The organism is Veillonella intestinalis (assembly GCF_943192895.1).
GTDB lineage: Bacteria > Bacillota > Negativicutes > Veillonellales > Veillonellaceae > Veillonella_A > Veillonella_A intestinalis.
Genome location: NZ_CALPCB010000009.1, coordinates 52,421 through 65,664, shown reverse-complemented (window position 1 = coordinate 65,664; position 13,244 = coordinate 52,421). Strand labels below are relative to the sequence as shown.

Sequence of the window (13,244 nt, the reverse complement as noted above, 5' to 3'; positions counted from 1 at the left end):
GTTATATACGATATAGCCCCTTTTAGAGACTATTATTCATAGCCTAAATAATTTGTAAATGCTGTAATAAAATTTTCAAGCCAATAAGAACTAATACAACCCCACCTACAACTTCAGCCTTACCAGCAAAAATCTTTTTCAACTGTTGCCCTAAGTATACGCCAGCCAAGGATAAAATAAAAGCTACAATACCAATCAGCCCCGTAGCGGCCAATATATTAATATCAAAAAAAGCTAGCGTCAAACCAATCGCTAAAGCGTCAATACTCGTAGCTATGGCTAATACAAAGACTTCACGCCAAGTTAAGAGTTGGCAAATAATTAATTCATCTTCACCATATTCAACCTTTTTACTATTGCGTATCATATTAATCCCCAAATATGCTAAGAGTCCAAATATAATCCAATGATCGTAAGCATCGATTTTACTCGCCAATTGGGCCCCAATGAACCAACCTATAATGGGCATAAGCATTTGGAATACACCAAATAAAAAGGGCATTCCTATTTTTTTAACTATTTCCCGATCAGACATACAAGGGCCTTTAGCAACAGCTACTGCAAAAGCATCCATTGCTAAACTTATAGCAATTAAAGACAGTTCCCAAATCGACATACACGAACATCCTCTCTAATGGTAGGGCAGTTTTATTTATGGCAGTACCGACAAACGTCACTAAAAATACAATACGGCAATACTATAACGCAATAATACGATAATACTATAGCACTGTATTCGTTCAAAGCTTCTAGTAAAATTAATAACCTATATATTATATAAAAAAAAGAAAGACTTAGCAACTTAAGTCTTTCTAATTTTCACCTACCGCCAATAAGGAATAGGCTTCTCGATTCATAGACGCTTGCACCTCTAAGCGAATGGAACGCTTGCATTCAACTTCTAACTGCGTAAGTACAGCCTTTGTAAAATAGCGTCCTACTTCTTCATTCACTTCAATTAGCAAATCAGATTTTAAACGCCCACTTCGATATAATTCTCGTAAACGACGAATAATCTGCAAATACACCGTTTCAGCCGATAGTAATTGCCCTGTACCGCCACATTGTGAACAACCATCAAATAAAATAGACTGTAAACCTTGTCGCTCACGTTTGCGTGTTAATTCAACTAAACCTAGTGATGTAATGCCACACACTACTGTTTTAATAGGATCCTTGCGAACTAATTCAGTCAAATATGCTACTAACTCTTCACGCTGCGCTTTTTTTGGTAAATCAATAAAATCACAAACAATAATGCCACCAATATCACGCAGACGTAACTGACGGGCAATCATTTGAGCCGCTTCCCGATTCACTTCCAACGCAACCTCACTAGCCGTTCCCGAACGCCCCGTATAATGTCCAGAGTTTACATCAATAACCGTTAAAGCTTCCGTCGTATCAATTTTTAAAAAGCCACCTGATGGCAAATCAATACGTGAATTCAGTAACGTATCCAATTGACTTTCAATTTGCCACTCTTTAAATACAGGCTCTGCCCCTTCATGAAGTTTTAAATTCACTGTAGATAACATATTAGTAACTTGCAACAAATCACGTAAATGCTCATACGCCCCTACATCATCCACGATGATTTCGCCCACATCACGACTCAAATATTCACGAATTAAGCGAAACCAAAAGTCCGCATCACTATATAATTCAGTGCCACCTTTAGCTACTTTATAGCGATTTTGTAATTGAGTCCACGTACTCCACAAAAATTCCATATCCCCTTGCAAGGCGTCAGACGATGCTGTGGCTGCTGCCGTACGCAAAATAAAGCCACAGCCACGAGCTAAATATGGCGCTGCCAACTCTGCTAACTTAGCGCGAAGCTCATCATCAGTAATACGTTTTGAAATATGTAGCCCATCTGAATAAGGCAACAAAACCATGAATCGCCCTGCTAAACTAACATCAGCACTAACGCGTGCTCCTTTACCAAGCATTTCCTCTTTGACAACTTGCACTAACACAGTCTGTCCTACATGGAGTTTGCCCATGGATTTAGTCTGCTTCCCTTGTTTTAAATTTAAGTACGCATTCTGTTTAAGTCCAATGTCAACGAATGCAGCCGACATGCCAGGTAATACATTGCGCACTACCCCTTTGTAGATATGGTTAATCGTTTCTTCACGACTGGGTCTGTGAAACGCTGTATCGACGAGCTGATTAGCTTCATCTAACAAAACCATACGAATTTCTTCAGCCATAACATTGGCTACAATTCGTTTCATGACAAACTCCTTTCTTTATATACTTAGGACATCTATTAGTTTTACAACTTATATGCTTAGTGAACTAGGTCTACAACTTAGATGCTTAGTGAGCTAAATCTACAACTTATATGCTTAGTGATCTAAGTCTACAACTTATATGCTTAGTAATCTAGGCCTATAACTTAGATACTTAAAATTATAGGCCGATACCTTAGTAACTTAAGGTTACGATAACTATACAGTTACCTCTAAAGGCGAAATTAATTGTCCGTCTCGTTCAACCATAATAGTCTGCCGATGAATGGAATAACCATCCGTAACTGGCCAACCATATTTTTCACGCCCCAATTGCCACACATCCCCTGGTTTCATAGTACCTTCAGGATAAATGCCAATCCCCATTGTTAAAATAACACGGTCTCCTTCAACACGAGCGGTTATTGGCTCTTTTACAAAATGTTTTACATCAATTGTCCGTGTCTTTTTAGGAGTTACCTTTTCATAAGCAATTTCAGTAGCTTCATTAAACGGTTGTAATAAACTAGCCCAATCAGCTTCAGCTGTTACCGGCCCAGATACTTCATATACCGCATAATTACAAATAGCCATTAGTTTTTTTACTCTATCTGGCATTTCACGACCATCAAGGACTTGCAAACCTGGTGGCGCCACCTGATTTAAGCGTTCCTTAACGTCAGCTACAGTCAAATCCTCAATGATATCCATATCTAAGTATTCAACATCTGCTGTGATTCCAAGCGCTAAAGCTGATGAAAAACTGATTTTCATATGAGGGTTAAACCCTTCCGAGTAAGCCATTTTAATAGCCGCACGTCGAATCATACGTTCCACAGCTTGCGCATAATCTAAATGCGATAAAAATCGCATATCTTCGCCCTTACTTAAGGCCAAACGTAACTTTTTCAACGCGTCCACCCTCCTGATAATCAACAATTGCCGTATTTAACTCCGGACATACATTACAGCCATTGCATGGTAAACGACGGCAATCTCGAGTTAAAGAAGCTTCCACAGCACGGTCCCATTCCAATTTAAGATATTTCTTAGATACCGTATCATCTAGATGATCCCAAGGTAATGGCTCATCAAAGTCACGGTCACGGCGGGCATAATAATCAGGATCGATACCTGTATTTTTGAAGGCTTCCATCCATTTATCAATAGAGAAAAACTCTGTCCAGCCATCAAATTTACAACCTAATTTCCACGCTTCGATTAAGGTTTTACTCAAACGACGATCACCACGAGCAAAAACAGCTTCCATATAGCCAGTTGCCCCATCATGATAATGATAGGAAATATTGCGGTTATTAATCAAAGTCTTTAAATATTGCTGTTTGCGATGAATTTCTTCCACCGATTGCTGACCATACCATTGATATGGGGAATGACTTTTTGGTACAAAGAAAGACACACTCACAGTTACTTTACCATTGCGTTTACCAGTAATTTCACGATGTAAATCCAATACTTTATACGCCAAATCAGCAATACCTGCCACATCTTCGTCCTTTTCAGTCGGCAAGCCCATCATGAAATACAATTTAACCGTATTCCACCCTGATTTAAACGCATTTGTACAAGCCGCTATCAAGTCCTCTTCACTAACCCCTTTATTAATCACGTCACGCATACGCTGTGAACCTGCTTCTGGGGCAAAGGTCAAACCACTTTTACGCACTTGTTGTACCTTCTTAGCAATATCAATGGAAAAGGCATCTATGCGCAATGACGGTAAACTTACACTTACTTGCTTATCTTTAAATTCTTCCATTAACATGTCTACTAATTCAGGTAATTTTGAATAGTCAGCGGAACTTAACGACATTAAGGAAATCTCATTATAGCCTGTATTGGCAATAATTTCTTTGGCTAATTGTACTAATTTTTCAGGTGAACGCTCACGAACAGGACGGTATAACATACCAGCCTGACAGAAACGACAGCCACGCGTACAGCCACGGAATAATTCCAAAACAGCTCGATCATGAACTACATCAATATATGGCACCACTGGTTTAGTCGGATAATGGCAATTATCCATATCTTCAATAATGCGTTTTTGTACCACTGCTGGCGCTTCTTCAGCTAATACTTTCATACCTTTGAAGTCGCCTTTAGCTGTATATTGTGGCTCATATAAGGATGGCACATAGTTGCCAGGAATTTGCGCCATTTTACGAAGTAGCCCTTCTTTACCGCCTGGGAAACCAGCCGCTTTTTCTTGACGATATAATTCCACCATTTCTACAATATGTTCTTCTGATTCGCCTAAGTTTACAATATCGACAAAATCAGCAATAGGTTCTACATTATAAGCACAAGGACCACCCGCCGTAATTAAAGGGAAAGATAAATCTCGATCCTTACTGTAGAACGGAATGCCACCTAAATCCAACATATTCAAGATATTGGTATAACTCATCTCATATTGCAATGTAAAGGCTAGAAAATCAAAATCCTTAACTGGTGTTTTCGTTTCTAAGGAAAACAAAGGAATTTCGCGCTTACGCATTTCTTCTTCCATGTCATGCCAAGGAGCACATACACGCTCAGCTGCCACATAAGGCAATTCATTAAGCAAGGAATATAAAATTTTAATTCCCAAGTGACTCATGGCCACTTCGTACACATCTGGAAAACCAAAGCACATAGTAACGTCCATGTCTTTGTGATCTTTCACAACACTATTCCATTCACCGCCAGTATAGCGGGCTGGTTTCTGCACATGCTGCAACCAGCTAGCATCTAATTGTACCATAGGACCTCCGATTCAAACTCTATTTTAACATCTAGAACATTCGATATATTTATGTTACAGATTTTTATTATACAATATAAATTTTAGGTTCGCCAAATATTTAGGTTAGAACATCAATTTCTTACGATGCATAGCAATATTTAATAGCAAACCAACACTAATCATATTTGTTGTAAGGGCACTAACACCATAACTAATGAAAGGTAATGGAATCCCTGTAACCGGCATAATCCCCGTAGTCATACCAATATTAACTAATACCTGAAACACTAGCATAGAGCCAATACCCGTAGCTAACAACATACCAAAGGTATCATTAGCACTCCGCGCTATAACAATACTCCGATAAATCAGAGTAAATAGTAAAATCAACACAATAACACAGCCTACAAAACCTAATTCTTCACCAATAACAGAGAAAATAAAGTCTGTATGATTTTCCGGCAAGAAGTTTAACTGACTTTGAGTTCCTTCAAATAGACCCTTCCCTAAAATCATACCAGAACCAATGGCAATTTTAGACTGAATAATGTGATACCCTGCGCCGAAAGGATCGATATTTGGATTTAAAAATACGAGAATACGTTGTTGCTGATATTCTTTTAAAACAAACCATCCTAAAGGCGCTAATATAACGGCTACGCCTACAATAATTTGCACTAATCGCATGCGTACGCCACCCACAAAGAGCATGCCACAAAGAATAGCCAAATATACCAAAGACGTTCCTAAGTCAGGCTGTTTAAATACAAGTAAAGCCGGAATACCAACAAATAATACAATGGGCACTAATGAACGAAATGTATTCAACTGATTGACACGACTTTCCATCATTTTAGCCATACTAATAATCATAAGTAGCTTTGTAAACTCTGAAGGCTGAATGGTAATCGGCCCAATTTGAATCCACCGCTGTGCCCCTAAGGCAGACGTACCAATAAACATAACGGCTAACAGCAATACGATAGTAATAAAATATAAAGGTCGCCCCCAAGAACGCAAACGACGATAATCAAACCACTGCATTAATACAACAACTACTGCATTAATAAAGAAAAATAAAATTTGCTTACTTACTAAATCTGTAAAATTTAAACCTTCGCGATTCACATGGGTAGCACTGCCAATAATGACTAAGCCTACACCAATGAGTAGCACTGTGCAAATGACGATAGTCCAATCCCATTCGCGCCAGATTTTATGCCACATAATTACCTCCTAGCGCAAACGCCCGCCACGAGTCCAAAAACTCGTAAAACGACGTTTTAAAAGAGAGCCAAAACTCATTTTCTTAGGCACCTCTTCTGTTTGTTCTTGCTCCACAACAGCACTCTCCACAGGCTGCGTATCTAAGTTTTTATCATCTATAACTTGAATATCTATAACTTGAGTATCTACCGCTGGTTCCTTAGCTGTATCAAGGTCATCATCCGCTGTTACATGAGAAATAGCTGCTATTGGCTCAACAACGGCTGTTTTATTATTAGTTTCGTCAGAAACAGACTCTGCCGTTGCCAGTAACTCGTTTTCTTTCTTTGTTACTTTCTCTGTACCTTTCTTGCTAGCTTCAGCAGTAGTGGTATCTACTACGTCAGATGTTAAGGATTGCCAATGAGCTAATACATCAGCCTCTTCCCAAGCTGTATCAGTCTCGATATACGCTACCAAAGGATCCATCATTACATCCATAGCTTCATCACATTCCTCATGAAGTACGCCTGCTTGAGACCATGCCAAAATATTAGCGCTATGTGGTAAGATTGTGGCTAAATTTTCAACCTGCAAGTTTTGTAACGCTTCATCCACTGACACAGCCGCATCACTACGCCCAACATTATTTAACACTAAGCCATAGTTAAATAGACGTTCTTCATGACATAATTGCATAACGCGCTGTACGGCTCGCAAAGATACCCACATTGGTTCCGCTACTAAAAGTAGTTGTTCAGCCACTCTAAAAATAGCTTCATTACCACGGCCAATGCCTGCTGGAGCGTCAATAATAACATAGTCATAGCCTTTAGCTATTCGCTTAATAAGCTTGCCATACCCTTTACGCCCCACATCTTCCCAGCGACGACTTTGAGTAGCTGGTAAAAAATCAAATCCATCTCGCAATGGCACAATCGCATTATCCTTATTACAATACTCTTTCCAAATATCAATAGCATCAAAGAAAATATCATTTTCCTTACCTAACACTAAGTCAAGATCACGCATGCCAAAATCCGCATCAGTAATAAGTACGCGGTGGCCACGACGATTTAAAGCGGCCCCAATATAAGCAGTCAGCGTAGTTTTACCTACACCGCCCTTACCTGACATAATGGCTATAATTTTTCCCATAGCTACTCCTTTCTCTTATGTTTCTAAAATGGGTTACGGCCCTTTAGGACCTGTAACAGTATCATCAATATTCGTAGTCGTATTGCCACTATTTACGACATTACCACTCGTATTTATAGCACTATTCTGGCTACCAGTGGTCGTACTACCCGCAGTCGCTCCATTCGTTGTCGTAGCATTTCCATTGGCCCCTTCTTTGCCCGTATTAATGTGGAAATATTCTGCTAAAATATCTTTTACAATCGGACCAGCTGAACCAGCACCGAAGCTCCCTTGTTCTACCAAAGCTACGACTACAATGCGAGGTTTATCATATGGCGCATACGCCACGAACCAACCATGATCTCGGCCTGTCGAGTTTTCCGCAGTCCCTGTTTTACCAGCGATTTCAATCGGCCAACCTTTAAATAAAGACCCCGCCGTACCACCTTCAGCCGTAACGTCACGTAAGCCATTGCGAATTAAATCCATGACTGTTTTTGAAACTTGTAACACCCCAATTTTCTTAGGGCCAAAAATTTCTGCTGGCGTACCATCACTATTATCAACACGACTCACCACATACGGTTGATAGCGAATGCCGCCATTAGCCACTTCTGACATTAATACAGCCATCTGAATAGGCGTTACCAATGTAAAGGACTGGCCAATAGCCGCATCAAAGGTTTCCCCTAAATACCAATCTTGATCAAATACTTTTCGTTTATATTCAGGACTTGCTAAGTTACCGCTAGACTCACCATATAATTTAATACCGGTTTTTTCACCTAGACCAAATAACTTAGCAAAGCGGTCTAATTCTTCAATGCCTACACGATTACCCATTTCATAGAAATACACATTATCTGATTTAGCTAAAGCTGTATTAAAGTCAAGCCAGCCTAAGGCTTCTCCTTCTGCATTGCGTTTATCAATCAACCAATGGCGACCACTGTCAAAGATCATCTCATCAGGCGTAACCTTTTTTAACTCTAAGGCAGCTGCCCCCGTAACAATTTTAAAAGGTGATCCAGGGGGATATTCGCCAGAAATTACCTTATTATCAAAGGGATGATTAGGATCTGTATTTAACTGATTCCATTGAGCCGATGTAATCCCTCTAGCAAACCAGTTGGGATTAAAACCTGGTGCACTCACCATAGCCAATACAGCGCCCGTATTAGGGTCCATAGCAACTACAGCAGCCCCGCGAGCTGGAATGCCTTGCGCTCGTAACGAATTTAATTGATCCGTAACTGCTTTTTCAGCTGCCTTTTGTAAGGCTAAGTCTATTGTTAAATGAATATCACGACCAGGAATTGTATCTTTACGACCCACTTCAGCTACAGGACGACCAGTGGCATCAACTTCAACTTGCTTGCCCCCATCGGTACCACGTAATACATCGTCATACATTTTTTCCAAACCAGAACGGCCCAAAATCGTACCAGGACCGACTGATGTTTCAGGATTTTCTGCCTTAATCTCATTTAATTCTTCTTCACTTACTTCCCCTACATAGCCAAAAAGTTGTGAAGCCAAAGAATCATAAGGATAATAGCGCAACGGTTCTACTTCAATAGACACACCAGGTAACTCATGACGATGTTCTTCAATCATGGTCACACGGTCCATCGTAATATCCGTAGCTAAACGAATTGGTTCGTAGCCCCCTTTATGAGTGGCAATCTTATTTTGAATGGTTTCTGGCTTAATATTTAGTATCGTAGCCAAACGCTGTAATTCCGCAGGGTCAATATCTTTGCCAGTTGGCACAATAGACACAGTATATGCCGGACGAGAGCCCGCTACAATTTGCCCATTTCGATCATACATAACCCCACGCGCCGCAGTAACGGAAACCATGCGCAAGCGATTCCCTTCTGCCTTCGTATGATAGTATTCACCATCCATAATCTGAAGATAAAACAAGCGAATTACTAAAATGACAAAAATTGCCATTACTATATATACTAAGGCATCAAAACGGCCTTTTTTATTCTTTTTATATAATGCTTCAAGCACGCCGATGCCTCCTCACTAATATTTTACACTGATGTACTACCAAATATATTCGTCCTTCTCTTCCATATACCAGAGAATTTCATGCACCATAATGCCTATTAAGCCATTAAGCCACCATACAGGCCAGATGTGATGCCAAATATATGTGCCTATCAAAATATCTTCACGCCCTAACCAGAGCATACCAATACGCACTAACATATCAACAACAGTAGCTACTGAAACCCAAGCAAAGGTCACATACCATTGTTCCTCATATACACTATGTGACCAGATACTGATAAAATAGGCCACCGCAATATACGGGAAAAAGTGAAGACCAAACGCATTGGATATTAATATATCATGCACTAAGCCCCCTACAATAGCCGCCATCAAACCAATACGGCGCCCTCTAAGTAAGGCCAAGACAATGACCCATACTAAAATTAAATTAGGTATCCACCCTTGTCTAAATAGGACAGGCAATACACTCGCTTGGATGAGAAACGTAAAAATCCCCATGAGTATATAAATCATAGTTCTCATTGTTTCGTCGCTCCTTTGACACCTTCTACTTGGTCACGCTGTGTTTGCGGTACCAATTTAGGCGTTAAACTAGGCTTATCTAGCTCACCTTCTCGAGAACGAAGAATAACAAAGACTTCTTCTACATTTCGTAAATCTGCCGACAATTGTACGACTGCATTCTTAACAAAACCTTCGGAGTCATTGTCAATTCGTGCTACATGACCTACTAAAAGACCTTTTGGATAAATGCCACCATAGCCTGAAGTAATCAAAGTATCGCCATTTAATACGTCGCCATCACGAGCTACATTAACCAATAACGGCTCATCAGGATTACTACCATTGCCTTTAACAATAGACGCTACTCGAGATTCAGGTCGTTGTACAATAACCCCAATAGCTGTACGAGGGTCAAGAACCGTCTGTACACGAGCAGAATGGGTATATACATCACTGATAAAACCCACAACCCCACCAGGAATGACTACCGCCATATTTGGCGTAAGACCATCTTCACTGCCTCGATCAATGGTAAAGGTATTCGTCCAAGTACCAACATCACGAGTTACTACGGCAGCTGCTACCATATCAAATTGGGGATGGCTATTTTGAAATGACAACAACTGACGAAGGCGCATATTTTCAGCCACTACTTCATCATAATTTGTCACTTTTTGCTGTAATTGTGCATTTTCTTCACGAATTGTATCCATTTCCTTCGTACCATTAATTGCTGTATCAATCACAGCAATGCCGGTGTGAATAGATCCTAAAAAACGTGAAGCGCCATAAGTAAATGGCGTTGTAATTCGTTCAAACGTCACGGTTACATAGGGAATGCTCGTCCGTTGTTTCCAAGCATACCCTAAGAGGGCTAAAAACAAACAGCAAAGCCCTACCATAACGATTAACCGTCGTTCTGATGAAAACATTAGGCCCTTCCTTTCCGATTTTTAGAGGCAATAATAAAGCGTTCCATACGAGCAAATTCTTTAGAGGCTTCGCCTAGCCCTACAGCTACAGCAAACCCTGGTTCTGCTGGCACTTGCACGGGAATGCCCAATTCTTCACTCAAGCGTTGCCCCAGCCCTTCCATAAGGGCTGTAGCACCAGTTAAAATCATACCTCGTTCCATAATATCTGCCGCCAATTCTGGAGGCGTTTGTTCCACTACAGACTTAATCTCATCTACAATACGTTGTAACGTTTCCTGCATCACTTGATATACTTCTGACTTGCGAATTATAATCCGCTTCATAAGACCATTAGCAATATCTCGTCCTAAAAAGGACAGCTCAGCCTCTTCCTGTGGTGGCAAGGCTGTACCTAACTCTAATTTAATTTCTTCTACCGTTTCCACAGCCACCATAACAGAAAAGGTATTTTTAATATATTGTAAAATACTTTCATTAAAATCATGACCACCAATACGGGCAGAATGAGCAATTACCTTACCACCCAAGGCCATAACGCCAATATCCGTCGTACCCCCACCAATATCAACAGCCATACTACCACAAGCCTCAAACACAGGCAAATGACAGCCCAAAGCAGCGGCCACAGGCGCTTCTAACAAATATGCTTCACGAGCTCCTGCTTGAATAATAGCATCCGTCATAGCCCGTTTTTCCACATCGGTAATACCACAGGGAACGGCCATAATAACGCGCGTCCGCCCTACAGTACGAGATGCTTTATTCATAAAATGACGCAACATAGTCAACATAACACGATAGTCAACGATGAAGCCATCTCGCAAAGGTCTCATTTCATCAAGCATATCAGGGGTGCGCAATAACAAGCGTTCTGCATCAGCCCCTACGGCTACAATACCTTCTTGCTTAGTATCGGTAGCCACTAAGGATGGCTCCGATAAAACGACACCACGCCCCTGTACATGGATATGCGTATTCACTGTGCCTATATCTATACCTAAGTCTCGTCCTAATGACGAAAATATACGAATCATCTGCTTAGTCTCCTTACTTAACTCATCTCTTAATTATACTATTGCCCGTAAGGATAAATCAACCGACGACCACGGAGTTCTTCCCTTATAATAGTTCTTTTTCACACAAGCTTGTATAGATGCCATCACCAATAATTATATGATCCAATACAGGAATTCCCATTACTAAACCGGCTTCAATAAATACTTTGGTAATCGCTACATCATCCGCACTAGGTGTTGCCTCTCCTGACGGATGATTGTGAATTAATATCAAACTTGCCGCATTAGCCTGCAAAGCTTGGCGAAACACCGTGCGCTGCTCCGCCAAACTCCCAGTTAAACCACCTATAGAAATGGTAGCAAGCGTAATTAACTTATTTTTACAATTCAAAAACGCCGCACACACATGCTCTTCTTTTTCGTAACGCAAGCGTTCCATTACATACATAGCTACCGCTTTAGGATTACTAAAATCTTCATACGTTTGTTTTACTTTTAATTGTCCTAAACGCCGTCCCAATTCAATAGCGGCACACACTGTAACGGCCTTATCACAACCTATGCCTTTAATCGTTTGAAGCCCTTCTACAGTAATTTCATTAAGGCCGTAAGCACCATGCTGAACTGTATTCAAAACCTCTTTGGCTAATTCAAGCACCGAAGTCCCCCGTCGTCCTGTACGCAATAAAATAGCCAATAATTCCTCTATACTTACATTATGAGGCCCCATTTTTAAAAACTTTTCTCTCGGTTGTTGCCAAGGTTGCCACTCCCGTACACAACCAGTTATTACGCCACTCACCGTATACCATCTCCCTAATAAACGATTTAATCCCTATGCCTATAATTCGTTTAACTTTCTAGCCACCACTTCAACAGGCAAGCCTACCACATTCGTATATGATCCTTCAATACTTTTTACCAAGTATGCCCCTTGACCTTGAATACCATACGCCCCCGCTTTATCAAGGGGTTCTCCAGTAGCAACATAAGCTGCAATCTCTGACTTGGTTAATTCAAAGAAATACACCTTCGTTCGCACATGAAAGATTGCTTGTGACACCAACTGCCCAACATGATCATACTTGCAAAGAGCAACGCCCGTAACCACCTCATGAAAATCACCAGACAATTCTTCTAACATAGCGGTGGCCTCAGCAGAATCAACGGGCTTCCCCAATTTATGTTGCTTATGAACCACAATCGTATCTGCCCCTAATACAACATAACCTTCATTACTAGTAACTGCTGGTATAACAGCAGCTAATGCCTTCCCTAGAGCCTGTTGTTCCACTAATTCATAGGGCGACTCATATTGTTCATTATGCTCTTCATAAGTACTCTTAACGACCGTAAAGGGAATCCCTACTTGGTCTAATAATTCACGGCGCCGTGGTGAGCCAGATGCTAAATATAATTTCATCAG

At 40.6% G+C, this 13,244-nt stretch carries 12 protein-coding genes; all 12 read right to left on the bottom strand.

All coding sequences use genetic code 11. From position 1 onward, the window contains the following. Positions 1 to 43: 43 nt before the first annotated feature. Positions 44 to 616 (bottom strand): manganese efflux pump MntP, encoded by a 573-nt coding sequence (locus NFR27_RS08460; protein WP_251441244.1) that lies wholly within the window; start codon positions 614 to 616, stop codon positions 44 to 46. A gap of 196 nt (positions 617 to 812) precedes the next feature. Then, the gene (locus NFR27_RS08455; RefSeq protein ID WP_251441245.1) at positions 813 to 2,243 is read right to left on the bottom strand and encodes an Rne/Rng family ribonuclease; all 1,431 of its coding nucleotides are present in this window, start codon (positions 2,241 to 2,243) and stop codon (positions 813 to 815) included. A 216-nt stretch (positions 2,244 to 2,459) separates the two neighbouring features. Beyond that, entirely contained in the window at positions 2,460 to 3,152 is a 693-nt protein-coding gene (locus NFR27_RS08450; RefSeq protein ID WP_308795284.1) for a TIGR03936 family radical SAM-associated protein, read from the bottom strand. Next, positions 3,124 to 5,007, bottom strand: coding sequence for a TIGR03960 family B12-binding radical SAM protein (locus NFR27_RS08445; RefSeq protein ID WP_251441249.1), 1,884 nt, complete (start codon positions 5,005 to 5,007; stop codon positions 3,124 to 3,126). The genes NFR27_RS08450 and NFR27_RS08445 overlap by 29 nt, the downstream gene beginning before the upstream one ends. Before the next feature lie 105 nt (positions 5,008 to 5,112). Continuing rightward, positions 5,113 to 6,216: a rod shape-determining protein RodA gene (rodA, locus tag NFR27_RS08440; RefSeq protein WP_251441251.1), complete on the bottom strand. Its 1,104-nt coding sequence runs from the start codon at positions 6,214 to 6,216 to the stop codon at positions 5,113 to 5,115. Positions 6,217 to 6,225: 9 nt separating this feature from the next. Continuing rightward, a complete protein-coding gene (locus NFR27_RS08435; protein ID WP_251441253.1) occupies positions 6,226 to 7,353 on the bottom strand; it encodes a P-loop NTPase in 1,128 nt (375 codons plus the stop codon). 33 nt (positions 7,354 to 7,386) lie between these two features. After that, on the bottom strand, positions 7,387 to 9,357 hold the full coding sequence (gene mrdA / locus NFR27_RS08430; RefSeq protein WP_251441257.1) for a penicillin-binding protein 2: 1,971 nt from the start codon (positions 9,355 to 9,357) through the stop codon (positions 7,387 to 7,389). Between the two features lie 36 nt (positions 9,358 to 9,393). After that, positions 9,394 to 9,885 (bottom strand): rod shape-determining protein MreD, encoded by a 492-nt coding sequence (mreD, locus tag NFR27_RS08425; RefSeq protein WP_251441259.1) that lies wholly within the window; start codon positions 9,883 to 9,885, stop codon positions 9,394 to 9,396. Then, positions 9,882 to 10,799, bottom strand: coding sequence for a rod shape-determining protein MreC (gene mreC / locus NFR27_RS08420; RefSeq protein WP_251441261.1), 918 nt, complete (start codon positions 10,797 to 10,799; stop codon positions 9,882 to 9,884). Before mreC ends, mreD begins: the two co-directional genes overlap by 4 nt. Next, on the bottom strand, positions 10,799 to 11,836 hold the full coding sequence (gene mreB / locus NFR27_RS08415; RefSeq protein ID WP_251441262.1) for a rod shape-determining protein: 1,038 nt from the start codon (positions 11,834 to 11,836) through the stop codon (positions 10,799 to 10,801). The genes mreC and mreB overlap by 1 nt, the downstream gene beginning before the upstream one ends. 85 nt (positions 11,837 to 11,921) lie before the next feature. Continuing rightward, a complete protein-coding gene (radC, locus tag NFR27_RS08410) occupies positions 11,922 to 12,620 on the bottom strand; it encodes a RadC family protein (protein WP_277612550.1) in 699 nt (232 codons plus the stop codon). A 39-nt stretch (positions 12,621 to 12,659) separates the two neighbouring features. After that, the gene (locus NFR27_RS08405) at positions 12,660 to 13,244 is read right to left on the bottom strand and encodes a Maf family protein (protein ID WP_251441370.1); all 585 of its coding nucleotides are present in this window, start codon (positions 13,242 to 13,244) and stop codon (positions 12,660 to 12,662) included.